Here is a 26,721-nt window from a genome sequence, read left to right on the forward strand (position 1 = left end):
CCCGCACGTTCTCCCTGTCAAGGCGGGCCGGGCCCGCCGGTTATGCTTCCCCCTTCCCGCCTTCGCCGGCCGGCTGGGGCTGCTTTTGGGCCGCGGCCATGATCTCGGCCGCCACCTTGTCGCCCGACGCCATCACGGCCTCCACCTCCGCGATTCCGCCCTCCTTGCGGAGCGTGGCCCCCTCGCCGATGGCCTCGGCGGAGCGGGAGAGGAAGTAGCGGATGGAGCGGAGAGCGTCGTCGTTGCCCGGCAGCACGTAATCGATCCCCTCGGGGTCGGAATTCGTGTCCACCAGCGCGATGACGGGAATACCCAGCTTGCGGGCCTCGCGCACGGCGATCTGCTCGTGGCCCGCGTCCACCACGAACATGGCCTGGGGCAGGCGTTCCATGTTCTTGATGCCGCCCAGGAATTTCTCGAGGCGCTGGCGGTCCTTCTCCCGGCGGACGGATTCCTTCTTGGCCAGGAGATCGAAGGTTCCGTCCGCCTTCATGACATCAAGGTCCACAAGCCGGGCGATGGACTTCTTGATGGTGGCGAAGTTCGTCAGGGTGCCGCCCAGCCAGCGCTTGGTCACGTAGGGCATGCCGATCCCGCCGGCCTCCTCGGCCACGATGTCCTGGGCCTGCTGCTTGGTGCCCACGAAGAGTATCTTCCCGCCCTTGGCGGCCACCTCGCGCATGAACTCGCGCGCCTGGTTGAACAGGCGGACCGACTTCTGCAGGTCGATGATGTAGATGCCGTTCCGGGCCCCGAAGATGTAGGGGCGCATCCGGGGGTTCCAGCGGGTGGTCTGGTGCCCGAAGTGGGCACCCACTTCCAGAAGCTCGCGCAGCGAAATGGGGGTCAAAGACGCTCCTCCTGCTCCGCCTTTCTCCGAGGCGGAGCCTTGCCAGCATCCCGGTGGACGGGGGCTGAGATTGAGAAAACCCAGGATTTACCGAGATTCACCGCGCCGGCCCGCTCCAAGGAGGCGAGCCGCCACCGCGCGGCGGCATGAATGTCTCACAAGCCGGGGAAGGATTCAACCCCGCCCCGGAACCCGTCAGGTCCGATAATCCGCGTTTATCTTGACGTATTCATAGCTGAGGTCGGTGGTCCAGACGGCCCCCTCGGCCCGCCCGGCGCCCAGGTGCAGATTGACCATAAACTCCGGGCGCTTGAGGACGGGAGCGAGCGGCCCCTCCCAGCCCTCGACCGGGGCCCCATACCGGACGACCGGCACCCCCCCGATTTCGAGAGACATCCGCTCGGGCGCGATGCGCGCCCCGCTCCGTCCGGCCGCGGCGAAAATGCGGCCCCAGTTGGGCAGGCCCCCGAAGAAGGCCGTCTTGACCAGGAGGCTCTCGGCCACGGTGCGCCCCGCCCGCCTGGCGTCCGCCGGGCTCGCGGCGCCCCGGATCCGTATCTCCACCACCCGCGTCACTCCCTCCCCGTCCCGCAGGATGGCGAGGGCGAGCGCCCGGCAGACCTTGTCCAGACCCGCCCGGAAGCGCTCCAGCGCCCTTCCGCCGGCGATCCGGACGCCCGAGGCCCCGGTCGCGGCCAGGATGGCGGTGTCGTTCGTGGAGGTGTCCCCGTCCACCGTCACGCAGTTGAACGTGAGGTCCGCCGCCTTGCGGAGGGCCGGCAGGAGGACCCGGGAGGGGACGGCCGCGTCCGTCGTCAGGAAGGCCAGCATGGTCGCCATGTTGGGAGCGATCATGCCCGCGCCCTTGGTCATCCCCCCCAGGCGCACGCGCTGGCCGCCCCCAAGGTCGATCTCGACCGCGTGCTCCTTGGGGCGCGTGTCGGTGGTCATGATCGCGGCCGCCGCCTCGCGGCCCTTGCCAGGGGCGAGGTCCCGAACAAGCCCGCCCAGCGCCCGCTCCATGAGGTCCACGGGCAGCCGCTGGCCGATGAGCCCGGTCGAGCACATCGCCACCCGGGCCTGGGGGCAGCCGAGCTCTTTCGCGAGGGCCTGGGTGATCCGGCGGGCGTCCTTGAGGCCCTGCTTGCCGGTGCAGGCGTTGGCGTTGCCGCTGTTGACCAGGATGGCCCGCAGCGGCCCCTTGCCCACCCGTTCCCGGCAGAGCACGACCGGGGCGGCGCACACCTTGTTCCGGGTGTAGACGCCGGCCGCCTGGGCCGGGGAGTCGAAGGCGAGAAGAGTCATGTCGGGCCGGCCGGATTCCTTGATGCCGGCCGTGGCGGCGGAGGCCGCGACGCCCTGGGCGGCGCAGACTCCGCCCTCGATTTCCCGCAGGAAGGATTCCGCGCTCACATCCAGAACCCGGGATGGGCGAGGCCCCGCGTCTCCGGGAGCCCCAGCATGAGGTTCATGTTCTGGATGGCGGCGCCGGAGGCGCCCTTCACCAGGTTGTCGATGGCGGTCACGACGATGAACCGCCCCGTCCGCTCGTCGAGGGTGAAGCCGATGTCGAGGAAGTTGCTCCCGGCCACCTGGCTCACGTCCGGGAAGGCCCCCTCCGGCATGAGCCGCATGAAGGGCTCGCCGTCGTAGGCGTCCCGGTAGGCCTGCCGCGCCCGGGCCGCCGTCGCGCCCGGGCCCGCCTCGGCGTAGATGGTGGAGAGGATGCCCCGCGTCATGGGGACGAGGTGCGGGGTGAAGGAAACCTTCACCGCCTCCCCCGCCATCGCGGAGAGTTCCTGCTCGATCTCGGGGGTGTGCCGGTGGGTGGCGATGCCGTAGGCGCGGAAGCGCTCGTTCACCTCGGAGAACTGGAGGCTGAGCTCGGCCTTCCGCCCGGCGCCCGAGACGCCCGACTTGGAGTCCACGATGATGGAGCCCGCCCGGATGAGCCGCGCCTTGAGCAGCGGATAGAGGCCCAGGATGGCGCCCGTGGGATAGCACCCCGGGTTGGCCACGAGGGAGGCCTTGCGGATTCTCTCCCGGTACAGCTCGGGGATGCCGTAGACGGCCTGGGGGATGCGCTCGGGGCAGATGTGGGCCGTCTTGTACCAGGCGGTGTAGACCGAGGGGTCCTGAATGCGGAAGTCCGCCGAGAAATCCACCACCTTCAGATCCTGATCCAGCAGGCCCGGCACCGAATTCATGGCGACCCGGTGGGGAAGGCAGCAGAAGACGAGGTCCACGCCCTTGAATGTCCCGGGTGCGAATTTCTCGAAGCGCCCCCGCACCACCCCGGCGAGCGCGGGAAAGACCTCTCCCACCTCCTTGCCGGCGTAGCTTTCGGAGGTCAGCGGACCGAACTCGATTTCCCCGTGGGAGGCCAGCAGGCGGAGGAGCTCAAAGCCGGTGTAGCCCGTGGCCCCCATCACACCGACGCGGTGCATGGAAACCTCCCCCCGGAGGACGGGGCGCGGTGAGCGCGCGGACTGTTAGCGCTTGGAGAACTGGAAGCTCTTCCGGGCGGCCGCCCGGCCGTACTTCTTCCGTTCCTTGACGCGGGAGTCGCGGGTGATGAGGCCCGCCTTCTTCAGGATGCCGCGGAAGGCAGCGTCCACTCCGAGAAGCGCCTTGGAGATTCCGTGCCGGACGGCGCCCGCCTGGCCGGAGAGGCCTCCCCCCTGGACGCTGACGCGCACGTCGAAGCGCCCCCACGTGCCGGTCAGGTCGAACGGCTGCTTGATAATCATGAGGGAGGTGTCGCGCAGGAAATACTCGTCGACGGGGGTGTTGTTGACGAGGATGCGCCCGTCGCCGGGGAACATCCACACGCGCGCGATGGAGGTCTTCCGCTTGCCGGTTGCGTAGTAGGTGGTCGGGGTCGCCATCGTCAGGGTCCGCTTCGTTCCTTCGACGCGCGGCCGGAGGGGCCGCGCTAGCTAAAAGAGAGAGCCTCGGGCTTTTGGGCGGCGTGCGGATGGCTGCTTCCGCTGTACACCTTGAGCTTCTGCATCATGGCCCGGCCCAGCTTCGTCTTGGGGAGCATTCCCCGGATCGCGAATTCCACGAGCCGCTCGGGATGGGTTTCGAGGACCCGCCGGGCGGTGACTTCCTTCAGGTGACCCGGGTACCCGGAGTGGCGGTAGTACTTCTTCTGGTCGAGCTTCCGGCCGGTGAGGACCACCTTCTCGGCGTTCACCACCACGACGTAGTCGCCCGAGTCCACGTGGGGCGTCCAGTCGGGGCGGTGCTTCCCGCGCAGGACCACGGCCACGCGCGAGGCCAGCCGCCCCAGGGTCTGGCCCTGGGCGTCCACCACCACCCACCGGCGCTTCCCGGGGGCCTGCTCCTTCGTGAGCATCACGCTTTTCTGATACATCCTCACGCCTGATTCCTCCGGTCCGCCCGGCGGGGCGGCGAATCGCCCAAAATCCGCCCGGAACGGCGGAAGCGGCGATTAAAGCCCCAAAAAAGGCCCGGTGTCAACTCAGGGGGAGGATTTCGCGGGGTTACAGCTTGTAGAGCCGGCCGTCCGGCCGGGCGCCGGGATAGGCGTTCCGGGTGTCCACGATGCAGGGGGCGTGCTCGCGGACCAGCGCCAAGTCGATTTCCCCGTGGGCCGTGAGGATGACGGCGCAATCGATGTTCCGGAGGGAATCCGCCTCGACCGCCTGCGAAACGTGGCGCCGCCCCAGGAACTCGAGCTCCGGCACGTGGGGGTCATGGTAGCTGATCTGGGCGCCCAGCTCGGAGAGCAGGTGCCACACGTCCAGGGCCGGGCTCTCGCGGATGTCGCTCACGCCGGCCTTGTAGGCCACCCCGACGAGGAAAATCCTGGCCCCGTTCAGGGCCTTTCCGCGGTCGTTCAACGCTTTCAGCACCAGATCCACCACGAACTGGGGCATACTGATGTTGATCTTGCTGGCCAGGCTGATGAACTGGGCCTCGAAGCCCACCTGCCGGGCCTTCCACGACAGGTAGATGGGGTCGATGGGGATGCAGTGTCCCCCCAGCCCGGGCCCGGGATAGAACGGCATGAAGCCGAAGGGCTTGGTCTTCGCCGCGTCGATGACCTCCCAGATGTCCACCCCGAGCTTGTGGCACATGCGGGCCAGCTCGTTCACCAGCCCGATGTTCACGCTCCGGTAGGTGTTCTCCAGGAGCTTCACCATCTCGGCCACGCGCGGGGAGCTTACCGTCACGACGCTCTCGATGCAGTTGGAATAGAGCGCGGCGGCCACCTCGGAGCACCGGGCCGTCATCCCTCCCACCACCTTCGGGATGTTGCGGGTGTTGTATTGAGGGTTCCCCGGATCCACCCGCTCGGGCGAGAACGCCAGGAAGAAGTCTTCTCCGACCTGGTAGCCCGTCCGGCTCAGCACGGGCAGGAGCGCCTCCTCGGTGGTCCCCGGGTAGGTGGTGCTCTCCAGGATGTAGAGCTGGCCCCGCTGCTGGTTCGACGCGATGGACTGGACGGCGGACTGGACGTAGGAGAGGTCCGGATCGCCGGACTTGCTAAGGGGAGTGGGCACGCAGATGTTCACCGTCTGGACCTCGGCGAGCACATCCGGGTCCGTGGTGACGTGGAAACGCCCCGTGTCCAGCGCCTCGCGCAGGTGCCCATCGGCCACGTCGGTGATGTAGGACTGCCCGTCCCGCATCCGCCGTACCCGGCCATCGTCCGCGTCCAGGCCCACCACCTGATAGCCCGCGCGAACGAACTCGAGCGCCAGCGGGAGGCCCACGTAGCCGAGTCCCATCACGCAGGAGCGGACCCGCCGGTTCTGGATGTCCTCGAGCAAGGTCGTGAACACTGAGAGGCTTCCCCCCTTCTCTCGTTCTCCGTGGAAAAACCACAGCTTTTTATATTCGCCCCGAAACGCTGTCAATGATATCGGGTGTTTTACCGACCGCCGCCCTTGGCTTTACGGGCGCCGAACTCCTTCTGGATCATGTCCCGAAGCTCCTTCTGCATTTCCCGCTCGCGCTCGGGGGAGATATAGGGATCGGTCGTCCCAAAGAGGAAGAAGCTGGCGACATCCATCATCGTGACGCGCTGGACGACAGCGAACAGGAAGGCCGCCAGGGCGCACACGGCCACCAGGGAAGCGATGGCCTTCCAGGACATCCGGCTTCGGCGGGCGCGCGGGCTGCGATGTTTCCCCTTTTCCAGGGACCCTTCCGATCCGAACCGGAGCCATGAGCGGGCGCTCGTTTTATCCTTGGCGGAGCGCCTTTTTCTCTTCCGGGAGCGGCCGGCAAGAGCGCCGGTCCCCTTCCCGTCCCCTGGCGCGGAATGCCTCGGACCTCTCATGGATGGCTCCCCCGAGCGGACGCCAATCATCCGCCGAGGGCCCAGCTTGCCACAAACGGCGGAAGTCTTCCCATTGAAATTTCATCCCCTTCCGCCCCCGGGGCCCCCAAGGCGGCCACCGCATGTGGGGGCCACATGCGGATTCTGGGCCCAAAATCATGTAACACTGCAAAATCAATTGATTATTGACCTAATATTATTGTAAAATCATAGCTTGGTCCGGAGCCCTTTGGCGTGGAATTGTTTGTCTCTTTCGTGAGGCGAAGCCGGGGATGCGCAAGTGGGCGCTGGGGATCATGGCGGCGTGCCTGGCCGCCGGGATGGCCGGGACGGATTTCCGTCTGGCCGCGAGAGCCGCCTTCGGGGCTCCGGGGCCCGCCGCGGACGCCCTCCAGCCCAAGGGGCCGGTCGGGAAAGGCTACTTCCGCGGGCTCGTCGCGGCCGACCTGGACGGCGACGGCAAGCGCGAGCTCATCTCCAGCGACTTGGCCTCGGGCCAGGTATTGATCTGGCGGCCCCGCCCGGACCCCGGGTGGACCGAGCCCATCGCATTGGGGACTGGCGCGGAGGTGCGTTCCATCGCGGTCGCCGACCTGGACGGGGATTCTCTGCCGGAGATCATCGTCGCCCTCCGCGGCCAGGAAAAAGACGGGATCGAGATTTGGAAGAACATGGGGGGCCTCCGCTTCCAGCGGACGGCCGGCCCCGGCCAGGGCGAGGTGTTCTCGGACGTGGCCGTGGCCGATTTCAACTACGACGGGAGGCCGGACATCATCGCCTCCAAGGAGGAGGCGGGCGCCCAGGGCGGCCTCCGGGTCTGGCTGAACCTCGGCACCGACAAATGGCAGGAGGCGGCCGCCCCTCCGGCCGAAGGGCCCTTCCACAGCCTCGCCGTGGTGGACCTGAACCAGGACGGGATTCTCGACGTCGCCGCCGCCGGCACCGGCCCCTCGGGCGGCCTCCGGGCGTGGCTGGGCCGCGACAAGCACCTGAATTGGGGGAGGCCCAACCAGCTCTCGCAGGGGGACTTCTGGGGCGTCACCGTCGCCGACCTGAACGGGGACGGCCTGCCCGACCTCCTCGCCGCCGGCAGGAACACGGGCATCCAGGTCTGGCAGGGCCTGGGAAAGGGCACGTTCAATCAGATGGCCAGCCCCACCCCGGAGGGCAGCTTCTTCCGCGTGGTGCCCGTCGACCGGGATTCGGACGGCCGCGCCGATCTGGTGGCCAGCACGATGGACGGCAAGGGCTTGCGCTATTGGCGGCAGGACCAGGCGCTGGGCTGGGTGGCCCATCGCCTCCTCGCCGAGTCGGGGATATTCCACCACCTGCTGGTGGCGGACCTCGACGGCGACGGCCGGCTCGATTTGGGCGCCGCGACCCACGGCGAGGGCGTCGCCGTCTGGCCCGGTTTCGGAAAGCCCCTGCCCGGCCAGGTCCCGGGCGAGAAAACCGCCAAACACGATCTCCCGCTCCCGCCGGGCGCCCGCATGCCCGACCTGCGGACGGGCCGCCCCGCCCCTCCCCGCCAGCCCAAACAGCCGGCGCGGATCGAGGGGGCCTTCCCGGAGAAGCGGGTCCCGGGCGAGTACCTCATCGGCTCCGGCGACGTGCTGACCGTCAGCGTGTGGCGGGGGGTCATCTCCCAGAAAGAGCAGGTCCAGGTGAGCGAGCGGGGCGTGGTCAGCATCGGCCTCATCGATGACGTCCAGGCGGCGGGCCTGACCGTGAAGGAGGTGACCGACCTCCTCAAGGAGAAGCTGAGGAAGTTCATCAAGAACCCGCGGGTGGACGTGGTGGTGTCGAGATTCGGGAGCAAGATCGTGCGGGTGATGGGCGCGGTGGCGCGGCCCCAGACCTATAACGTGTCCGCGACGGTCACCCTGCTGGACGCCATCCTCCTCGCCGGCGGCCACCTGCCCACGACGCCCGAGCGTCCCGGCGGCGACCTCACCCACGTCTCCCTCCGGCGAGGAGGAAGGACGCGGACCGTGAACATCCTCCGCTACATCTCGGGAACCACGGGCGAGACCGACAACCCCGAGCTCCTGGACGGCGACCTGGTCTTCGTCCCGGAATCCAGCTCGGAGCTGGTCGAGCAGAAGCGCGTGTACGTATTCGGCGAGATCCGGTCGCCGGGCGTGCACCCCCTGACGTTCAACATGCGGGTGCTCGACGCCATCGCCAGGGCGGGAGGCTTCAACGAGTTCGCCCAGCAGGACGAGGTCCGCATCATCCGCGGCGACGCGGAGCGGCCCGAGGTCATCCACGCCGACATCAAGGCCATGCTCCGCCGCGGCGATCGCCGCGGGGATCACCTCCTGAAGCCGAACGACGTGGTGTTCGCCCCCCGGACCATCATCGGCGACCTCAACGAGTTCGCCCGCCACATGTCGCCGATTCTCGACTTCCTGTTCTACCCCTCCCGGTTCCGCGAGTCCTACTCGATCAACTCGAACCTCCTGAAGTTCGACCTGGGCGGCCCGAGCCGCACCACCGCGGAGCGGGGAGGCGAAGGCACATTCACCCCGGGCACGCGCACCGTCACCCTCATAGGGCAGTAGCCGAAAATGGGCCAGTATGACATCAACTTGCGCGACTATTGGCGGATCATCCGCAAGCGCAAGCTCATCATCATCTTCACCGTCGTCATCCTGGGTTTCTTCAGCTTCGTCTTCGCGAAGCTGAACGAGCCGCCCCCCATCTACTCGGCTTCCAGCGCCGTCCGGCTCGAGCCGAACACGGCCCTCTCCGGCCTGGTGAGCGACCCCGGAGCCCTCGGCACGACCGCGGAGATCACCACCCAGACCGCCGTCATCCGCAGCTACCCGGTCATGGAGCAGGTGGCCAAGGAGATGGGGATGGTGGACAAGTCCCTCTCCTCGGAGGATATCGCCAAGAACAGCCGGCTGGTTTCCATCATCAACGGCCTCGCGGGCCAAGTGAACACCGGCCAGGTGGGCGACACCAACATCATCTCCATCACGGTCATCTCGGGGGATCCCGACCAGGCGGCGCGGATGGCCAATACCACCGCGTCCGTTTTCCGGCAGTTCGACTACGAGAACCGGAACCAGACGGTCCTGCGCCAGCACGACTTCATCAAGACCCAGCTCACCCAGAGCGAGGCCCGCCTCAAGGAGGCCGAGCGCATCATCAAGGAGTTCAAGGAGTCCAAGAACTTCCTTTCCATCGCCGTGGAGGCCGCCTCCATCGGGCGGCTGATGGAGCGCCTCCAGGAAGTCGTCGCGCAGCAGCAAGGGATGCTCAAGCGCGTCCGCGAGGCCATCGAGCAGGTCCGCAACATCCGTGACGTCCGGGCCGGCAGGACCGAGCGCGTGCCCGTGGACGACATCGATCCCGGCCTGGCCCGCCTCAACCAGCAGCTCGTGGAGCTCCAGGTCCAGCGCGACAACCTGCTCCAGGAGTTCACCCCGGAGCATCCCGCGGTCAACGACATCATCCAGCAGATCAACAACGTCGTCCGGCAGATGCTGCTCATCCTGCAGGGCCGGGAGCAGACCCTGGCGGCGCTCGCGAAGGCCCGCGAGGACGAACTCAACCAGATCGAGTCGCGCAACAAGGAGATCCCAGACCTCTCCCTCCAGCTCCAGCGGCACGAGCGCCAGCTCGCCACCAACCAGGAAGTCCACAACCTCCTGCGCCAGAAGTTCGAGGAGGTCAGCATCCGGCTCGCGGGCACCCAGCACCTCGTTCGCATCGTGAAGCCCGCCTTCCGGCCGCTGTGGCGCGACAACCCGCCGCAGATCTTCCTGAACACCTTCGTGGGCGCGCTCCTGGGCCTGGTGGTGGGCCTGGCGTTCGCCCTGGTGCTCGAGACGATGGATACCTCCATCGGCACCATCGAGGACGTGGAGTCCTATCTCGAAGTGCCCGTCCTGGGAGTCATCCCCATCCTCGACAACGAGGAACTCGAGCGCCAGTACATCGAGAGCAACCCGGAACGGGCGGGCCGCTTCACGCCCGACATCTACGGCCGGCTCGTCACGCACTTCGTCCCGCGCTCGCCCATCGCCGAGGCCTACCGCTCCTTCCGCACGCAGATGGAGTTCGTCTCCGTCGAGAAGGGCGGCAACACCTTCGTCATCACGAGCAGCACGCCGGGCGAGGGCAAGACGACCACCTCCATCAACTTCGCCATCACCTGCGCCCAGTCCAACAAGCGCACCCTGCTCATCGACGCCGACATGCGGAAGCCCGTCATCTACCGCATCTTCGGCATCGACCGGGAGCCCGGCCTCACCGATATCCTCCTGGGCAACAACACCTGGACGGACTGCGTCCGCACCATGACCGACATCATGCTCGGCAAGTTCGACATGGAAGACATCATGCTGACGCCGGGCCTCGACAACCTGAACCTCCTGACCTGCGGGCACATCCCGCCGAACCCGGCCGAGCTCCTGAACTCCACGCGCATGACTCAGTTCCTCGAGGAGATCCGGCAGGAGTTCGACGTGATCGTGATCGACACGCCGCCCCTCCTGCCGGTCACGGACGCGGCCATCCTCGGCACGCGCGTGGACGGCTGCGTGCTGGTCTACCGGGTGGGGGCCATCGCGCGGGGGGCGCTCAAGCGGGCGAAGATGCAGCTCGACAACGTGCACGCGAAGGTGTGGGGCGTGGTCCTTAACTCGATGCGCCCCGAGGCCACCTCCGACATCGACTCCATCCGCTACCAGTCGACCTACTACTACGGCGGCTATACGGAAGAGCACGCCGAGGAAAACCTGGCCGAGCTGCCCTTCTATCAGCGCTGGTACCGCTCCGCGGTCGAGCTCGTCGCCCCCGCCGAGCGGGACGACGTGACCGAGGAAGCATCCTCCCTGGCCAAGACGCTCGCCGGCGTGGCCCTGGTCCTCTCCTTCTCCCTCATCGCTGCCAGCGCGGCCTGGCAGATGGGCGTGCGGCTCCCGTTCGTCGGCTCCCTCGCGGCGCGGGATCAGATGGTCGGCATGCCGCCGAAGGACTCGCTGGCGCCGCTGGGCGCGATCTGGAAGAGCACCCAGGAGGCGCCCGTGACCCCCGCGTCCGCCCCCGCCAGCCCCGCGGCCCCCGAGGGGAGCAAGGACGCGCCCCAGGCCCCCGCGAAGCCTCCCGCGCCCGCCCAGGGCGGGTCGCCCCCGCCGCAAGCTCCCGCCCGTCCCGGGCCGGGCGCCTCCCTCCTCCCGGGGCGGCGCTTCGCCTCGGCGCCCCCGGCCGCGCCCCGGGAAGACCTGACGGAGGCCGCCGCCGTCCGGCGGGCCGTCATGCGCCTCGCGGGCCAGACGCTCCCCGGCGGGCTCCTCCGCGAGGAGGAGAGCCGGAAGCCCTTCAGCGTCGTATTCAGCCACAACCGCCGCCGCGAGACGACGCGGCACCACCTGTCGATCCTGCGCCAGGCGGGGCTCGCCCCCTCCTTCGCCCCCGTCCGGGGGATCGAGGGCTCCGCCGACCGCGTCTTTCTCGGCGCCTTCGCCTCCGAGCGGGAGGCCAAGGCCTTCATCGAGAAGCGGCTCAGGCCCCTCCTCCAGCCGGGCGAGGAACCCTACGCGGACCGCCTGCCCTACACGCTCGAGGTGGGCCGCGATCTCGCGCCGGGCGAGGCCGACGTGATGCGCGTCATCCTGAAGGCGGCCGACCTCTACCCCGCCTTCGAGGAAACCTCGAGCGGCAAGGGCCGGCTGCTGGTCGGCGCCTTCCGGTCGCCGTCCGAGGCCGAGCACGCCGCCATCCTCCTCCAGCGGGAGAAGATCCCCTTCCAGCTCGTCACCCGCTAGCTCGACAGGACCGCCGCCGCATGGAGCCGAAGCCGGAGCCCCACCGTCCATCCGGATCCGCCGCGGCGCTCTTCGTCGCCCTCGCCACGGCCCTTTTCCTGCTGGGCGTGTCGCTGAAGCTCCAAACCCCCTTGACTTACTGGGACTCGGCGCTGCTGGAATGGGCGCGGAGCCCTTCGCCCTCGCCCGCTCCGGCGGGAACGTCTCCCTTCTTCCTCATCCTCCTCAAGGCGCTGGCCTCGGCCGGATGGCTCGAATCCGGTTTGCTGCGGTGGATCCAGGCGGGCGGATCCGTTCTGTCCGCGGCGGCGGCTTTTCTGCTCGCGCGCCGCCTCTGGGGGAGCCCCCGGGCCGGCGTCCTCGCCTATTGCCTTTACCTCCTCCACCCGGCCGTGGTGCAGGGAGCCCATAGCCTGGACATGGCCGACGCCTCCTACTACCCCGCCTTCGCCTCGTTCTGGCTCCTCGCCTTTCTCGCCCCCGGCCCGGATGGGTGGCGGCGGGGCTTCCGTCTCGCGGCCTGGAGCGCGCTGGCCATGGGCTGGAAAATCACCTCGTCCCTGGGCCTCCTCCTCTTCGCCTTCCCCGCCGCCTGGCGCCGGAAGGGCGGGTGGCGGGACTTCCTCGCCACCGGCGCCGGGCTCGCCCTCTTCGCGCTCCTCTGGTGGTCCCTGCAGAGCTGGGAGCGAGCCGGGGACTCGGCGGGAACCGCGGCGGAGTCCATCCTGGCGGGGCGGACGCCCGCGGCGGCCGCCTTTCACCTGATGCTGGGGATGGCCTGGCTGGGGCCTTTCCTCGCCCTGCTGGCGGCCGGGGGGGCCCTCGCCCTGCGGGCGCGGGGGGCGCCGCGCATGGGCCCGCTCCTCTGGGGGACCGTCCTCTATCTCGGGGGGTACTGGGCCGCGGGGGGCATGAACTACGGCTTCCCGCGCTACTACGTGGCCCTCCTGCCCCTCCTGTGCGCCTTCGCGGCGAACCCGGAATGGATCCCGCGCCCGGGCGCCCTCTCCCTGGCCCTCCTGCTCCTCCCGGCCCTGGCGCTCGCCCTCTGGATGCCCGACCCCCTCCTGGCCCTGAACGCCGGGCTGCGGGAGGCCTACGCGGCCGGGGGGGCCGCACCCGCCCTGGCGGAGCTGATCCTCCCCTGGGCGGCCGGGATCGGGCTGGCGGCGGGGGCCGCCTGGGCATTTCGTATCCCCTGGGCGAACCTTCTGGTATTATTGGCCTTGGCCAACGCCTTGGGACTCGGAGCGGCGCAGGGGCGCGCCCCCTACGCCACCTCGTACGGCTACGGCGAGCGGGGGCGCGCGGAGGCGCTCGGGTGGCTGGCGGAGAACGTGCCCCCCGGGCGGGCCGTCCTGGCTCCGCCCAACCTGGAGCCCGGGCTCCGCGAGCGGGGCCTGCGGGGCGCGGGCCACGGGGCATGGAGGTCGCGCGAGGCCGTCCTCGCGTTTCTCCGCCGGGAACGGCCGGCGGCGGTGGTTCTGGGCTCGACGGAGAATTCGGTATGGCAGCTTCGATGGCTCCTGCTCGAGCCGCCGATCGAGTTGGAGGCCTGCCGGGAGCGCTTCCGGCGGATCGGAACCTACCGGCTCTGCCGGCTTCCTCCCGGATGAGGCCGCGCCGGCCCGTCCGCACCCGGGAATCCTGAGAATGGCCCGAACCTCGCGCGCGATCGGCGGAGGCGGCTTGGCGGGCAGGGGCAGCCTGCTCCCCGTGGTGGCCGTGCTCGGCTTCCTCATCCTCAGCCTGGGCCTGTCCTACTCCCTCACGCAGACCTCGGCCTTCGTCGTCCTGGGGGGCTTCGTCGGCGCCATCATCCTCGGCGCGAGCTTCATGAGCCCGATGTTCGGCGTCGCGCTGCTGATCATGTCCATGCTCCTCTCGCCCGAGTTCGGGGCCGGGGGCGGAGGCGGGGGCGGCACCGACGCCGGGCGCTCGGTCGTGGTGCGGATGGACGACGTCCTCCTCGCCATTCTCTCCATCGCCTGGTTCGCCCGCACCGCCGTCCACAAGGAGCTGGGCTTCATCCTCAAGAACCCCCTCAACCGCCCCATCGGCTTCTACATCCTGAGCTGCATCATCTCCACCATCCTGGGCTTCATGACGGGCGGGGTGCGGGGGCTGATCGGGACCTTCTTCGTGATCCGCTACTTCGAGTATTTCGTCGTCTTCTTCCTCGCCCTCAACTTCATGACCGACCTCAAGGTGATGAAGCGCTTCATGAAGCTGGCCTTCTTCACCTCCATCTGCATCGCCCTCTACGGGATGGTGCAGATCCCGCTCGGGGTGCGCGTGTCGGCTCCCTTCGAGGGGGACTCGGGCGAGCCCAACACCATGGGCGGCTACCTCCTCCTGATGATGTGCATGGCGGGGGGCCAGCTCCTCTTCGCCCGGGGCCTGCGGGCCATCCTGGGCTGGGGCTCGCTGATCGCCCTCTTCTTCATCCCGCTGCTGTTCACCGGGAGCCGCGCCTCGTGGCTGGGCATCCCGGCCGTGATCGCGGCCTTCTTCATCTTCTCCCACAAGAAGAAGCAGATTGCGCTTTTCACCGTCGCCTTCGCCTTCTTGTCGATCGTCGTGCTTCCACAGTCGGTCAAGGAGCGCGTCCTCTTCACCTTCCAGCAGAAGAAGCAGCTCCACGCCAAGCAGATCCAGGTGGGCGCGGTCCGCCTGGACAGCTCCACCAGCGCCCGGCTGGAGAGCTACGCCGAGTCGGTCGGCGGCTGGATGAAGAAGCCCATCCTGGGCTGGGGGGTGACCGGCTACATCTTCGTGGACTCGCAGCCCATCCGGACGCTGGTGGAGACGGGGCTGGTGGGGATGGTGGCCTTCCTTTGGCTTGTGTGGGTCTATTTCCAGGCGGGACGGAAAGCGATGCGGACCTCGACGGACGCCTTCCAGCGGGGGATCGCCGTCGGCTACATGGCCGGCCTGTTCGGCCTCCTCACCCACAGCAGCGGCTCCAACACCTTCATCATCCTGCGCATCATGGAGCCGTGGATGCTCTTCACCGCCATGGTGGTGCGCATCCCCACCCTGGCCAAGGAGCGCCAGAAGCAGTGGGAGGAGCTGGAGCGCGAGGAGGGAAAGCTCATCGAGGCGCCGCCCGAGCCCCAGCCCGAGCCGGCGGAAGGCGAGGAGGCCCCCGGCGAGAAGCGCTTCGAGAAGAAACTCTCCGAGTACGAGGAATTCCTCGAGCGCGAGCGTGTAGAGATGGCGCGGCGGGAGGTCGAGGCCAGGCGCCGGGAGGCCGCCAAGCCCAAGTTCCGGAAGGAGTTGCTAGCCGCGGCCCGGGCGGGCGGGCCGCCCGCCGCCCCCGGGCCGGAGCCGGCGGCGGGCTCGTTCCCCAAGGCGCCCCGGAACGTCGACCTGATCCGAGAGCCCGCGTCCGGCCCCTTCGGCAGGCGCCCCCGCTAAGCCCGCCCGCCTAAGCTGTCCCGCCCCTACCGCTGCCGCAGGAGCGCCCTCCCCGCCAAAATCCAGAACACGAGCGGCCCGAAGAACTTCGAGGAGCGGATCAGCTCCGGCCAGAAACCCGGCCCTTTCCAAAGTGAGTGGGGGTAGTGCTCCACCCCGATCAGCAGAAGGGCGGCGAGAAAGAGCCCCGCCTGGAGGCGCCCCTCGCGCACCGCCGGATCCGTCATGGTGAGCAGCAGGGGAGCGGCGAGCCAAGCCAAGTGGTGCTCCTCGCTCAGGGGCGAGAGCATCCAGACGGAGAGGAGCAGGAAACCCGTCTCGAGCCAGGGCGCCTCCCGGCGCTTCCGCCCCGCCCAGAGAACCCAGAATGTGACCAGGGCGATGGCCGCCGTCAGAACGGCATTCAGGGTTGCGGCGAAGAGAGGCTCCGTCCAGGGCTGCACGGCCCGCGCCAGGAGCCCGCTCAGCGCGTAGTTCACGGAGTCCGGGTTCAGCCCCCCGCCCAGGTGGTCCCGGAGAAACCCCAGGTAGCCCGTCACCGATCCGGGGCCGAAGGCGGCGGCGGTGACACCCAGCCAGACCAGGCCGAAGATCGCCGTGGCCCACAGCCCCCGGCGCATCCGGCCCATCCAGGCGAGGAACACGATCACGGCCCCGAGCTGGATCTTCATCCATCCCATGAGCAGGGCGAGAACCCCCGCCCAGGCGCCCCGTCCCCGCGCCAGCGCCAGCCCCATCCCCGCGGCGGCCAGCCCGAGGAGGAGGTCCATCTGCCCCAGCGTCGTGGCCTGCTTCGCCGGGTAGAACACGGCGAGGAAGGCCGCCGCCCCCAGGGCGCTCTCCAGGCGGGGCAGGCCCCGCCGCGTCATCTCGCGCCAGGCGATCCAGCCGATCCCGGCCAGGGCCGCCTGGGAGAGAAGCGTCCAGAGCGCCTTCGCCGCCGCCCAGGGCAGGAGGGCGGCCGGCAGGAACAGGAAATAGAACGTGGGCGGGTTCAGCCCCCGGAGGGCCCTCAGGCCCAGCCGCCGGGCGTATTCTTCGAGCGCCGCGGCATCGGCGGGATTCGCCCCCTCCCAGAGCATCCGCGCATGGACGTAGTAGGTGCTCAAGTCCACCGGGTCGGTCAGAACGACCGTCCGCAACACCAGGACGATGTGCCTCCCAACCAGGAGCAAGACCAGGACCAGGAAGAGCGGGCGCAGCGGGTATTCGAGCCCGCCGGAGCGGCCTTTTTCGGGGGCGTTCATCCCGCCCGCACCTCCCCGGCCAGCTCCCGGAAGCCGATGAGCCTCAGCCGCGGGCTGGCGAGGGCCGCCCGGATTTCGTCGCAGCGTAGGGCGCGCATCTCCTCCTCCCGCCGGGCCTGATAGGAATCGAACGATGGGACGGCATAGCCCGGGTGGAGGGCGATCTCCGTCACGCCCGGCCCCGCGCTCTCCAGCGCCGCCTGGAGCGCCCGAATGAAGTCGCGGCCCCGGGTGAGGCCCGTGGCATAGAAGGCGTCGGGGCGGCGCAGCCCGGCCGCCGCGATGCGCCCGGGAGCCTCCCGGGCGAGAGTGCGCAGCAGGAGCGCCTTCCAGGAGGGGACGCTCCCGGGAAGAAGGTCCTCGCGCGGGTTGCGGAGGGCGGGGATCTGGAATTCCCGCGCCAGCCGGATGAGCACCTCCAGTAGCGCCGGGAAGCCGTGCAGGTGATGGTGGACGTCGAGGTGCCACACCCGGCCCGCCCCCGCCCCCAGCACCCGCTCGATCTGCGCCCGGGCCTCCCGCTCCAGGGCCTCCATGAGCGCGCGCCCCCCCGCCGCCAGCCGGAGGGCGGCGGCGGCCAGGCCCGGGAAGCGGCTCCCGCGCCCGGCGAGGGCCCGGGCGTCCGCGCCCTTCAGGAGGGGCTCGCCCAGCGTGAAGTTCAGATGCACCCCCAGGCTGCCCGGCAGGCCGCCGCGCAGCCTCGCGCAGGCGTCCTCGAAGCCCGGCAGGTTCGCCATGAGCGAGAAGCTCGTGACGGCGCCCGCCCCGGCGCACTCGGCGATGCCCCGGTTGGTCTCGGGCGCCATGCCGAGATCGTCCGCGTTCAGGATGATTCGGGCCGGTCCCGCTTCCACGTCCCCTCCCGCTCCCAAATCTTGATTCGGACGAGGTCGCGGATCATCCGGAAGGAATCGGCCGCGAACTCCACCGTGGTGAGCTCGGACTCGTAGTGAAAGACGACGGGGATCTCCACGATCCGGAAGCCCGCGACCTGGGCGATCCGCAGCACCTCCGGGTCGTAGGAGAAGCGGTTCAGCCGCTGGCGAGAGAAGATGTGGAGCGCGGCTTCCTTGCTGAATCCCTTGAGGCCCGCCTGGGTGTCGAGGACCCCGGGGACGACGAGGCGGATGATGCGGTTCCCGAGGCGGCTCAGCCAGTGCCGGGTGACGAGCTTGGAGAACATCCGGGGGCTGATGAGGTAGCGGCTCTCGGGGTGGACGCGGGAGACGATGACCGCGTCCGCCCCGGATTCGAGAAGGCGGAGCATCTGCCCAACCGTGTCCAGCCCGTAGGGCAGGTCGGCGTCCATCGTGATCCGGTAGAGCCCCTCCGCCGCGAGCATGCCCTTCCGGACGGAGGCCCCCTTGCCCATGTTCCGGTCGTTCCGGAGGAGGCGGATGATGCCCCCCCGCTGGCCCTCCACCTGCTGGATGGCGGCGACCGTGCCGTCGTCGCTGCAATCGTCCACCACGATAAGCTCGAAGGGGTGCCCGGAACGGCTCAGCCAGGACAGGAGGTCTTCCAGCGACCGGCGGATGAAGCCCACGCTCCGGTAGACCGGCAGGATGACGCTCAGGCGCGGCGAGGACGGCAAAGACCCGCTCGGGCTGCGCACCTCATCCCCCTTGGTCCCGCCGGCCGCCGGGCGATCAGGTCTTGCGGCAGCGGAAGAGAAAATGCGCGTAGGGCTTCCCGCGGTGGAAGGGAACCGTCTCGACCGCGAATCCGCACGCCCGGAGAAGCCCCTCGTTCTCTTCCTTCGACGCGTAGTGGATCCCGCGGCCGGCCGTGGTGCGGAGAACGTTCAGGGCGAGCCACTCCTGGAGCAGCGCCACTCCGTACTTCCAGGCGGGCCGCGTGGTAATCTCATGCACCAGGAGCAATCCTCCCGTCCGGATGGCCCGCCGCGCGTTCTCCACGATCCGCCGTTTCTCCTCCCCCGGCCACAGGTAGAGCACGTCCAGCAGGAGGGCCGCGTCGAACCCTTCCTCCGGCTCGTCCAGCGCCAGGAGGTCTCCCCGCCGGAAGGAGAGGTTCCCCAGCCCCTCCCCCGCACGGCGGGCGGCCTCCACCTTGCGCGCCTCCCGCTCGATCCCCACCACCGAGCGGCCCGGGGCCGAGGCCGCCAGCATGACCGCGGCGAGACCCTGCCCGCAGCCGAGGTCCGCCACCCGGCCCTGCCGGGGGACCTCCGCCTCGAGAAGCCAGAGGTTCATCATCCGGCAGCGGAGCGCCACGTGGAAGCGCTCCCGCGGCGGGCAGAAGCGGTAGCGCGCGAGAAGCGACCGGGAATCCCCCCTCTCCAAGCGCCTCCTCCGGCCTCATGTGCTCGGGCATCCGTATTCTAGCCGGAGGGGAGGAAAAAGGGCAGGAGAGAGGGCCTCAATCCCAGGCCCCTTTCAGGCCTTTTTTCCCCGGGGGCCAAGTGCTAGGTTGTCCCGGCGGCTCCCACGGGCGGGGGATCAATGCACACGATTCTCTACTGCCACCATTACACCCGGATCAGCGGCGGGGAAACCAGCCTCCTCGAATTGTTCCGCCGCCTGGACCGCGGCCGCTTCCGCCCCCTCCTGGCGGCGCCGCCTGAGGGGCCCTTCCCGGACGCGGCGCGGGAACTGGGGGTCGAGGTCATCCCGGCCCAGTACGGCCCCCTCCGCCGCCTGGACCTCCTGGCCCGCGCCGCCCGCCGCCTATGGGGGGTGGCCCGCGCCCGCGCCGTCTCGCTCCTCCACGCGAACGGCCCCCTCACCAACATCCCCGCCGCGCTGGCCGGCCGCCTCGCGGGGCGCCCCGTCGTCTGGCACGCCCGCAACCTCATCGTCCCGGGGGAGGAGATCGACCTCGACCGCCTCCTCCTGCCCCTCGCCTCCCTCCTCATCGCCAACTCGGACGCCATCCGGGAGCGCTTCCGCTTCCGGGGCGGGCTCTCCCCGAAGACGATGACCATCATCAACGGCGTGGACGTGGAGCGCTTCCACCCCTCCGTCTCGGGCGAGGAGGTGCGCGCCCGCTACGGCGCGGGGCCGGGGGATCTGCTCGCCGGGGTGGTGGGACGGATCTCCCCCATCAAGGGCCAGCGCACCTTCATCGAGGCGGCGGAGCGGCTCGTCCCGCGCTTCCCGAACCTGCGCTTCCTCATCGTGGGGGCGGGGCTCTTCGAGGGCGAGAAGAAGTGTGAAGAGGAGCTCCGGGCGCTCGTCGCCGCGCGCAACCTGGGCGGCCGCGTCTTCTTCTCGGGCTACCAGCGCGATGTGCGGGCCCACACCGCCGCCCTCGACATCTGCGTCATCCCCTCGGACGCCGAGCCCTGCGGCCGCGTCATCTTCGAGGCCATGGCCATGGCCAAGCCGGTCGTGGGCACCGCGGCGGGCGGCACGCCCGAGATCGCCGCCGAGGGCGAGACGGGCCTCCTCGTCCCGCCGCGCGACCCGGAGGCCCTCGCCGCCGCCATCGCCCGCCTCGCGGGAGAGCCCGGTCTCAGGCGGCGCATGGGCGAGGCCGGCCGGCGGCGGGTGGCCGAGCGGTTCACCATCCAGGCCCACGTCGGCCGGACCGAGGAAGCCTACCTCCGCCTCCTGGGGGAGCCCCGTGGCTAGCCTTTCGGGCGCGCTCCGGCGGGAGAACGGCGCCGCCAGCCTCGCCTGGGGCGAGGACTGCCGCTTCCAGGCGGCCGGGGACGCCCAGGCCGCCGTCCTGGGCCCGGCCCGCCGGGAGCTGCCCGCCGAGGCGCTCGCCCTGGCCGCCCGCCCCGGGGACGCGGAGGCCATCCTGCGGGCCCACCTCCTCGCCGGGATGGGCTTCTCGTTCGCCGTCTGGGAAGGGGGAAGGCTCACCCTCGGGGCGGACCCCTGGGGGCTCCAGACGCTCTACTACCGCGAAGCGGACGCCGGGGTGCGCTTCAGCGACCGCCTCGCCGACCTCGCGCGCCCGGGGGAGGAGAAGCTCCACCTCGCCTCCTGCGAGCACTACATGCGCTACTTCACCGTCCCCCCCGGGCGCACCCTGCTGGGAGGGGTGCGGCGGGTCTGCCCGGGCGAGCGGCTCGTCGTTTCGGCGGAAGGGATCACGGCCGAGCCCTTCATCGTCCTCGGCGGGGAGCGCCTCCAGGACCCCATCGAGGCCCGGTGGCAGCTCAGGGAAAGCGTCGAGGAGGCGGTGGCCGCGGCGGCGGATCTCCCGCCGGGAGAGGCCGTGGGGCTCCTCCTCAGCGGGGGAGCGGACAGCACCGCCCTCCTCGCGCTCCTCCGGCAGGTTCGGGGCAGCGGCCCCATCGTCGCCATTCACGCCGGGGACGAGGGAAGCCCGGATCGGGACTTCGCCCGGGCCGTGGCGGAGCGCCACGCGGCGAAGTTCGTGGACCTGACCCTCACCGGCCGCGACGCCTGGGAGAGCCTCGTCTGGATCGTGGGGAGCATGGAGGCCCCCGGCGGCAACGCCTCGGCCGTCGCGAGCTGCCGGGCGTTCTCGCAGGCGCGGGAGATGGGGCTTCGGCGGGTGATCTCGGGCCTGGGCGCGGACGAGGCCTTCGGCGGCCACGGCAAGCATCTCCTCGCTCCCTGGTGGCCGTGGATGAGCCGGCTCCCCCTCTCCCTCCGGAAGCCGCTGGCGCGCTGGGGCCGCACCCCCGCCCTCCGGGCTGCCCTGGCGGCCGAAGGGGGTCCCGCCGAGATGCACCGGGCGATGTACTGCCTGATGGAGGAGGAGGCCGCCGACCGCTTGCGGGGCGGGCTGGCGCGGTTCGCCCAGCCGCGCCCGGAGGGCGGCCCGGGGCATCCCCCCGATTATTCCTCCGCCCTCCTCCAGGTGGACCTGGATCAATGGCTGCGGGCCGCTCTCGCCCCCATGGCGGGCGCCCTGGCGGCCGCGAACGGGCTGGAGCTGGCCCTCCCGCTGGCCTCCGTCCCCCTGCTCAGGCTCTCGGCCGCGATGCCGCTCTCCTGGAAGGTCCGCGGGCGCTCGGGCAAGCACATCTTCCGCCAGGCCCTGGAGGACCTGCTGCCCGCCGAGATTCGGGTCCGCTCCCGCAAGGGCTTCACGGTGCCTTCCTCGGAGTGGCTGCGCGGCGGCTTGGGGGAGACGGCGCGCCAGCTCCTGGACCCGGGCCGGGTGGAGCGTTGGTGCCTGCTCGACAAGGAGGGGCCGGGGCGGCTCCTGCAGGACCACCTGGCGGGCCGGGCCGACTGGGGGCTCGTCCTGTGGGGCTGGATGACCTTCTCGGAGTGGCACGACCGTTTTTTCCCTCCGAAGGGGGGGATGTGATAGATTGACCGGCGCCCATCTCCGTCGTCCCGCCGGCGCGGGCCGCCGCTCCGCCGCGAGGAGTTTTCATTGAAGAGCCCGGCTTCGCGGCTTCGCGCGCCCTCGGAACGAACCCAGGTCGTCGAGACCGACGTCCTCGTGGTGGGCGGGGGCGTGGCCGGCTGCCTCGCCGTGCTCGGCGCCGCCGAGGCCGGGGCCAGGGTCGCGGTGTGCGAGAAGGGCGGCATCATCGAGCGCTCCGGGAGCGTCGCCGCCGGGGTGGACCACTTCTTCTCCATCCTGGAGGAAGGCCCGGAGTGGGACACGCCGGATTATCTCCTCCGGCACGTCCCCCGCCTCACCGACGGCATCGCCGACCTCGACTCGGCGGCCCGCCTGCTCCACGGCCTCAAGCCCATGGTCCACTACCTCGAGAAGCTGGGGGTGGACTTCACCGACCCCGAGACGGGGCGCAGGTACTACCGCCACCGCTCCTTCGGGATGCCGGGCGAGTACACCATCAACTTCGACGGGCGCGACTTCAAGCACCACATCGGCCGCGCGGCCCGGAACACCGGCGCGCTGGTGCTCGAGCGGGTGATGGTGCCCGAGATCCTGGTCGAGGACGGCCAGGTGCGCGGTGCCGTGGCCTTCCACATCCGCCACGGCACCTTCTACTTCATCCTGGCGCGCGCCGTGGTGATGGCCACCGGCGAGACCAACCGCATGTCCCGAAACGCCTCGGGCGTCCCTTTCGACAGCTGGCACACTCCCTACAACACGGGGGACGGCCAGGCCATGTCCCTGCGCCGGGGCGCCCGGCTGGCCAACATGGAGTTCTTCGACTGCACCCTCTGCCCGAAGGGCTACTCCACCCAGGGCACCAACGCCTTCGTGGGCGGGGGCGGGCACCTCAAGAACCGCCTCGGCGAGCGCTTCATGTTCAAGTACCACCCGGACGGAGAGCGCGCCCGCCGGGGGGACCTCATCCTCGGCATCGTCACCGAGATCATGGCGGGGCGGGGGCCCATCTGCTGCGACTGCACCCATCTGCCCCCGGACGAGATCCACCGCCTCAAGGAAACCCTCGGGGTGGACCGCCCGGCCATGCCCGCCTTCTTCGAGCAGAAGGGCATCGACATCGCCAAGGCCCCCTTCGAGATCACGGTGTCGGAGCTCTCGAGCCGCCACGGCGGCACCTTCTTCCGATCGAGCGGCATCCTCATCGACCCCGAGACCCGGACGAACGTGGAGGGCCTCTTCGCCGCGGGGGACTGCTCCACCATGAGCGCGGGCATATCGGGTGCCGCGGTGATGGGCAGGGTCGCGGGCGAGGAGGCGGCGCGCCACGCCCTGGCCTCCCCCCGGCCCCGTCCGCTCGGGGACAAGGAAACCGCCTCGATCCGGGACTCCATCCTCCGTCCCCTCCGGAGGCCCGGGGGCTGCACCTTCTCCGAGTTCGAGGACGAGGTGCGCGCCGTCGTGACGGATTACGTCGGCTTCTACCGGGACGAGCCCCACATGCGCGAGGGCCTGCGCCGGCTCAAGGCGCTCCGGGCGCGCGAGGCCGAGATGACCGCCGGGGACCACCACGGGCTCATGCGCGTCCACGAGGCGCGGAACATCCGGGCGGTCGCGGAGGCCATGGCCGCGAGCGCCGTCGAGCGGCGGGAGACGCGCGGGGGCGGCGCCCACATCCGGGCGGACTACCCACGCCAGGACGACGCCAAAGGGCTGAAGATGATCATCGTGGAGCTCGACGGGGAGGACCTCCGCGTCTCCTCCAGGCCCACGGGCATCACGCCCGAGGACATCCGCTCCACCGCCGCGCTCGGGGAGGCGAGGGCCCATGCCCATCCTGATTGACGAGAAGACCTGCCTCTCCGGGTGCACGATCTGCGACTTCTTCTGTCCGGGCGACATCATCTGGCGCGAGTCGCGCGAGAAGCCGCCCGAGGTGAAGTACCCGGACGAGTGCTGGTACTGCGGCGCCTGCGAGGACCACTGCCCCGTCGACGCCGTCAAGGTGATCTTCCCGCCCGAGATGCTCAACTGCCAGACGCCGGTCGAGACCCTCATGGGGCTCCCCGCCCGGGGCCTGGCCCGGCCCGACGCGGGAGAGGCAGGCGCAACCAATTGATTTAATTGGAAGTCTTGCCTTTACCGCTCTTCGTTCGCCTGATATGATTTCCGCCCTGGGGCCGATGGAGGGCCGGGGAGCGCCGGCTTGAGAGTTCTCCACATCATCACCCGGCTCGACCGGGGGGGCTCGGCCGACAACACCCTGCTCTGCTGCATCGGCCAGCGGCGGAGCGGCCACGAGGTGGTGCTCGCCGCCGGAAGCGGCATGACCGGGGAATCGCCCTTGCTGCCCCGGGCGGAGGCGGAGGGCGTAGCGCTGGTCCGGATCCCGCCGCTCGTCCGCGCCATTCATCCCGCGAGGGACGCGGGCGCGCTGTGGGCCTGCTACCGCCTGATCCGAGGGGGAAGGTTCGACCTCGTGCACACCCACACCTCGAAGGCCGGGATCCTGGGCCGCGCCGCCGCCCGCCTCGCCGGGGGCTGCCGGGTCGTCCACACCCCGCACGGCCACGTCTTCTACGGCTATTTCGGCCCGTGGAAGACCCGCCTGTTCGTCTGGGCCGAGCGCCTGATGGCCCGCTGGACCGACGCCATCGTCACCCTCACCGACCGGGAGGCCGAGGAGCACCTCGCCCTGGGCGTGGGGCGCCCCGGCCAGTTCGTCACCATCTTCAGCGGCATCCCCCTCCCCCCGGCTCCTCCCGCCGACCGGGCCGCCCGGCGGAGGGCACTGGGCCTTCCCGAGGACGGCCCGCTCGTCGGCTCGGTGGGCCGCCTCGACCCGGTGAAGGGGCACGGGCTCCTCATCCGCGCCTTCGCCCGGCTCCGCGACCCCAAGGCGCGGCTCGCCCTCGCCGGGGACGGGGAAAAGCGCGGGGAGTACGAGGCCCTGGCCCGGGAACTGGGAATATCGGAGCGCGTCCATTTCATGGGCTGGCGCGAGGACGTGGATGATCTGCTCGGGGCGCTCGACCTCTTCGTCTTCCCCTCTCTGAACGAGGGCATGGGCCGGGCGGCGGTCGAGGCCATGGCGGCGGGGCTCGCGGTGGTGGCCTCCCGCACGGGGGGCCTGCCCGAGGTGGTGAGGGACGGGGAGACGGGCCTGCTCGTCCCGCCCGGCGACGCGGAGGCCCTCGCCTCGGCCATGGAGCGGCTCCTGGCGCGGCCGGAGGAGCGCCGGGCCATGGGCGAGGCCGGGCGCAGGCTGGCCCGGGACTACGGCGCCGAGCGGATGTGCGAGAGGCTGGAGGCTCTCTACGCGAGACTTCTGGCGCCCTCCGCCGCGGGGGCCGCCCGGTGAGGCTCGCTCTCCTCCTGGCCGCCGCTCTCGTGCTCCTGCCGCCCGCTGCGCCCGCCCAGCCGGCCCGGCCCGCCCAGCCCCAGGCCCCCGCCTCCCAGCGGCAGAGCGGGCTGACCCCCCACCGGGCCGTCATCCACATCCACACCACCTTCAGCACCGGCGAGTTCACCGCCGAGGAGATCGTGGCCAAGGCCAAGGCGGCGGGCATCACGGTCGTCGTCTTCACCGACCACGACTACGTCCGCATGGCCTGGGGGCCGCCCCCCTTCCGCCACCTCTTCAGCTACAGCGTGGACTACCGGCCCTCCGTCCTGCGCATCGGGGTGGACGAGTACTACAACACCATCGAGAAGCTCCAGCGCGAAAACCCGGGGATGGTCCTCATCCCCGGCATCGAGAGCGCGCCCTTTTACTACGTCACGGGCGGCCCCCTGGCGGGCGATCTCGAGATCCACGACTGGCGCCGGCACATCCTCCTCCTCGGGATGGGCCGCCAGGCGGTGAAGAAGCTGCCCATCCAGAACAACGGCCTGAGCACCCGCTACTTTTCCGTCCTGCTCCCGGGCTGGCTGATGTACCTGGGGGGCATCTTCCTCTCCCTCGTCCTCCTCATCTTCCCGGGATGGCTCCGGTGGACGGGCGCCGCGCTCTTGCTCCTCAACGTGATGGGGGCCATCGACGCCCACCCCTTCAAGTCGAGCCCCTTCAGCCCCTACCTGGGCCCGCGCGGCATGCGCCCCTACCAGGAGATCATCAACTACACCGAGGAGAACGGGGGGTTCGCCCTCTGGGCCCACCAGGGCTCGCTCCTCGGCCGCGAGAAGACCGGCACGGCCGCCATGCGCACCGCGCCCTACACCCAGGTGCTCCACGAGACGGTCAACTTCTGGGGCTTCGACGCCATCTACGAGGACAACTTCAAGGCCAGCCTGCCCGGCCAGGAGTGGGACCAGTACCTCGTCGGCTACGTCAACGGCCTCAGGCCCAGGCCCATCTGGGGCTACGGCGGGCTCGACTTCCACGCCGAGAGCGAGCTCGGGGGGCGCAAGCGGCTCACCGACATCCAGAACGTCTTCCTCCTCGAGGAGGCCTCCGAGGACGCCTTCTTCCGCGCCCTGGTGAACGGCCGCTTCTACGTCTCCCGGGGCTACACCCCGGCCCGCCTCCAGATGAACGCCTTCCAGGTCGCATCGCCCGACGGCAAGGCCGCGGCGACCTACGGCGGGGAGGCGCAGTTCGGGGGGGCGCCCCGGATCACCTTCGAGGTCGCGGCCCAGGACGGCAGCGCGGTGAGCGTGAAGGCCCAGCTCGTCCGGATGGGGAAGGTGATCCGCACCTTCGAGGGCAAGACGCCGCTCAAGGTGGACTTCACGGACGGCGACAACTTTCCCTTCAAGCGGTTCTACTACCGCGTCGACGCCCAGGTGGACCGGAGCAACCACGTCATCACGAACCCCGTTTTCGTCCGGCGCTGAACGCCGGGCCAGGGA

General features: G+C 70.2%; 21 protein-coding genes. 10 read left to right on the top strand and 11 right to left on the bottom strand.

Annotated elements, in window-relative coordinates:
- Positions 1-40 precede the first annotated feature (40 nt).
- From rpsB to HYZ11_06215, 7 genes are all read right to left on the bottom strand, one after another.
- On the bottom strand, positions 41-850 hold the full coding sequence (gene rpsB, locus HYZ11_06185) for a 30S ribosomal protein S2 (protein ID MBI3127173.1): 810 nt from the start codon (positions 848-850) through the stop codon (positions 41-43).
- 195 nt (positions 851-1,045) lie between these two features.
- Positions 1,046-2,245, bottom strand: a complete 1,200-nt coding sequence (argJ, locus tag HYZ11_06190) for a bifunctional glutamate N-acetyltransferase/amino-acid acetyltransferase ArgJ (protein ID MBI3127174.1) — start codon at positions 2,243-2,245, stop codon at positions 1,046-1,048.
- A gap of 14 nt (positions 2,246-2,259) precedes the next feature.
- Complete coding sequence (locus tag HYZ11_06195) at positions 2,260-3,297, bottom strand: N-acetyl-gamma-glutamyl-phosphate reductase (GenBank protein ID MBI3127175.1); 1,038 nt, start codon at positions 3,295-3,297, stop codon at positions 2,260-2,262.
- 45 nt (positions 3,298-3,342) lie between these two features.
- A complete protein-coding gene (gene rpsI / locus HYZ11_06200; GenBank protein ID MBI3127176.1) occupies positions 3,343-3,738 on the bottom strand; it encodes a 30S ribosomal protein S9 in 396 nt (131 codons plus the stop codon).
- A gap of 47 nt (positions 3,739-3,785) precedes the next feature.
- A complete protein-coding gene (gene rplM, locus HYZ11_06205) occupies positions 3,786-4,211 on the bottom strand; it encodes a 50S ribosomal protein L13 (protein MBI3127177.1) in 426 nt (141 codons plus the stop codon).
- A 148-nt stretch (positions 4,212-4,359) separates the two neighbouring features.
- Positions 4,360-5,610 carry a nucleotide sugar dehydrogenase gene (locus HYZ11_06210; GenBank protein MBI3127178.1) on the bottom strand — a complete coding sequence of 417 codons (1,251 nt, stop codon included), beginning with the start codon at positions 5,608-5,610 and terminating at the stop codon, positions 4,360-4,362.
- A gap of 143 nt (positions 5,611-5,753) precedes the next feature.
- On the bottom strand, positions 5,754-5,978 hold the full coding sequence (locus HYZ11_06215) for a hypothetical protein (protein MBI3127179.1): 225 nt from the start codon (positions 5,976-5,978) through the stop codon (positions 5,754-5,756).
- A gap of 458 nt (positions 5,979-6,436) precedes the next feature.
- Between HYZ11_06215 and HYZ11_06220 the strand changes: the two genes are divergently transcribed.
- Genes HYZ11_06220 through HYZ11_06235 form a run of 4 tightly spaced genes read left to right on the top strand, consistent with a single transcriptional unit; the run spans position 6,437 to position 15,364 of the window.
- Complete coding sequence (locus HYZ11_06220; GenBank protein MBI3127180.1) at positions 6,437-8,728, top strand: VCBS repeat-containing protein; 2,292 nt, start codon at positions 6,437-6,439, stop codon at positions 8,726-8,728.
- 6 nt (positions 8,729-8,734) lie between these two features.
- Entirely contained in the window at positions 8,735-11,944 is a 3,210-nt protein-coding gene (locus HYZ11_06225) for a polysaccharide biosynthesis tyrosine autokinase (protein MBI3127181.1), read from the top strand.
- Positions 11,945-11,964: 20 nt separating this feature from the next.
- Positions 11,965-13,560, top strand: coding sequence for a hypothetical protein (locus HYZ11_06230; protein ID MBI3127182.1), 1,596 nt, complete (start codon positions 11,965-11,967; stop codon positions 13,558-13,560).
- Between the two features lie 37 nt (positions 13,561-13,597).
- The gene (locus HYZ11_06235; protein MBI3127183.1) at positions 13,598-15,364 is read left to right on the top strand and encodes an O-antigen ligase family protein; all 1,767 of its coding nucleotides are present in this window, start codon (positions 13,598-13,600) and stop codon (positions 15,362-15,364) included.
- A gap of 26 nt (positions 15,365-15,390) precedes the next feature.
- On the opposite strand, the gene HYZ11_06240 is transcribed toward HYZ11_06235, so the two are convergent.
- From HYZ11_06240 to HYZ11_06255, 4 genes are read right to left on the bottom strand one after another with little or no spacing between them, the layout of a single operon-like run.
- Positions 15,391-16,611: a DUF2029 domain-containing protein gene (locus HYZ11_06240; GenBank protein MBI3127184.1), complete on the bottom strand. Its 1,221-nt coding sequence runs from the start codon at positions 16,609-16,611 to the stop codon at positions 15,391-15,393.
- The gene (locus tag HYZ11_06245) at positions 16,608-17,465 is read right to left on the bottom strand and encodes a ChbG/HpnK family deacetylase (protein ID MBI3127185.1); all 858 of its coding nucleotides are present in this window, start codon (positions 17,463-17,465) and stop codon (positions 16,608-16,610) included. The genes HYZ11_06240 and HYZ11_06245 overlap by 4 nt, the downstream gene beginning before the upstream one ends.
- Positions 17,435-18,226: a glycosyltransferase gene (locus tag HYZ11_06250; protein ID MBI3127186.1), complete on the bottom strand. Its 792-nt coding sequence runs from the start codon at positions 18,224-18,226 to the stop codon at positions 17,435-17,437. The genes HYZ11_06245 and HYZ11_06250 overlap by 31 nt, the downstream gene beginning before the upstream one ends.
- A 34-nt stretch (positions 18,227-18,260) precedes the next feature.
- Complete coding sequence (locus HYZ11_06255; protein MBI3127187.1) at positions 18,261-18,917, bottom strand: class I SAM-dependent methyltransferase; 657 nt, start codon at positions 18,915-18,917, stop codon at positions 18,261-18,263.
- Positions 18,918-19,076: 159 nt separating this feature from the next.
- Between HYZ11_06255 and HYZ11_06260 the strand changes: the two genes are divergently transcribed.
- From HYZ11_06260 to HYZ11_06285, 6 genes are all read left to right on the top strand, one after another.
- Positions 19,077-20,207, top strand: a complete 1,131-nt coding sequence (locus HYZ11_06260; protein MBI3127188.1) for a glycosyltransferase family 4 protein — start codon at positions 19,077-19,079, stop codon at positions 20,205-20,207.
- On the top strand, positions 20,200-21,870 hold the full coding sequence (locus HYZ11_06265; protein MBI3127189.1) for an asparagine synthase C-terminal domain-containing protein: 1,671 nt from the start codon (positions 20,200-20,202) through the stop codon (positions 21,868-21,870). The genes HYZ11_06260 and HYZ11_06265 overlap by 8 nt, the downstream gene beginning before the upstream one ends.
- 69 nt (positions 21,871-21,939) lie before the next feature.
- Positions 21,940-23,715, top strand: a complete 1,776-nt coding sequence (locus tag HYZ11_06270) for an FAD-binding protein (GenBank protein ID MBI3127190.1) — start codon at positions 21,940-21,942, stop codon at positions 23,713-23,715.
- Positions 23,699-23,989 (top strand): ferredoxin family protein, encoded by a 291-nt coding sequence (locus HYZ11_06275; GenBank protein ID MBI3127191.1) that lies wholly within the window; start codon positions 23,699-23,701, stop codon positions 23,987-23,989. Before HYZ11_06270 ends, HYZ11_06275 begins: the two co-directional genes overlap by 17 nt.
- A gap of 87 nt (positions 23,990-24,076) precedes the next feature.
- Entirely contained in the window at positions 24,077-25,231 is a 1,155-nt protein-coding gene (locus tag HYZ11_06280; GenBank protein MBI3127192.1) for a glycosyltransferase family 4 protein, read from the top strand.
- Positions 25,228-26,706: a PHP domain-containing protein gene (locus HYZ11_06285; protein MBI3127193.1), complete on the top strand. Its 1,479-nt coding sequence runs from the start codon at positions 25,228-25,230 to the stop codon at positions 26,704-26,706. The genes HYZ11_06280 and HYZ11_06285 overlap by 4 nt, the downstream gene beginning before the upstream one ends.
- Positions 26,707-26,721 lie beyond the last annotated feature (15 nt).

Source organism: Candidatus Tectomicrobia bacterium (assembly GCA_016192135.1).
In the GTDB taxonomy this organism is placed as follows: Bacteria; UBA8248; UBA8248; order UBA8248; family UBA8248; genus 2-12-FULL-69-37.

Bases quoted from the DNA above. Each gene is read 5' to 3' on its own strand.
- HYZ11_06225 (MBI3127181.1), top strand. From the start codon at position 8,735: ATGGGCCAGTATGACATCAACTTGCGCGACTATTGGCGGATCATCCGC.
- rplM (MBI3127177.1), bottom strand. From the start codon at position 4,211: ATGCTCACGAAGGAGCAGGCCCCCGGGAAGCGCCGGTGGGTGGTGGTG.
- HYZ11_06240 (MBI3127184.1), bottom strand. From the start codon at position 16,611: ATGAACGCCCCCGAAAAAGGCCGCTCCGGCGGGCTCGAATACCCGCTG.
- HYZ11_06260 (MBI3127188.1), top strand. From the start codon at position 19,077: ATGCACACGATTCTCTACTGCCACCATTACACCCGGATCAGCGGCGGG.
- HYZ11_06235 (MBI3127183.1), top strand. From the start codon at position 13,598: ATGGCCCGAACCTCGCGCGCGATCGGCGGAGGCGGCTTGGCGGGCAGG.
- HYZ11_06195 (MBI3127175.1), bottom strand. From the start codon at position 3,297: ATGCACCGCGTCGGTGTGATGGGGGCCACGGGCTACACCGGCTTTGAG.
- HYZ11_06210 (MBI3127178.1), bottom strand. From the start codon at position 5,610: ATGGGACTCGGCTACGTGGGCCTCCCGCTGGCGCTCGAGTTCGTTCGC.
- HYZ11_06230 (MBI3127182.1), top strand. From the start codon at position 11,965: ATGGAGCCGAAGCCGGAGCCCCACCGTCCATCCGGATCCGCCGCGGCG.
- HYZ11_06215 (MBI3127179.1), bottom strand. From the start codon at position 5,978: ATGTCCTGGAAGGCCATCGCTTCCCTGGTGGCCGTGTGCGCCCTGGCG.
- HYZ11_06275 (MBI3127191.1), top strand. From the start codon at position 23,699: ATGCCCATCCTGATTGACGAGAAGACCTGCCTCTCCGGGTGCACGATC.
- HYZ11_06220 (MBI3127180.1), top strand. From the start codon at position 6,437: ATGCGCAAGTGGGCGCTGGGGATCATGGCGGCGTGCCTGGCCGCCGGG.
- rpsI (MBI3127176.1), bottom strand. From the start codon at position 3,738: ATGGCGACCCCGACCACCTACTACGCAACCGGCAAGCGGAAGACCTCC.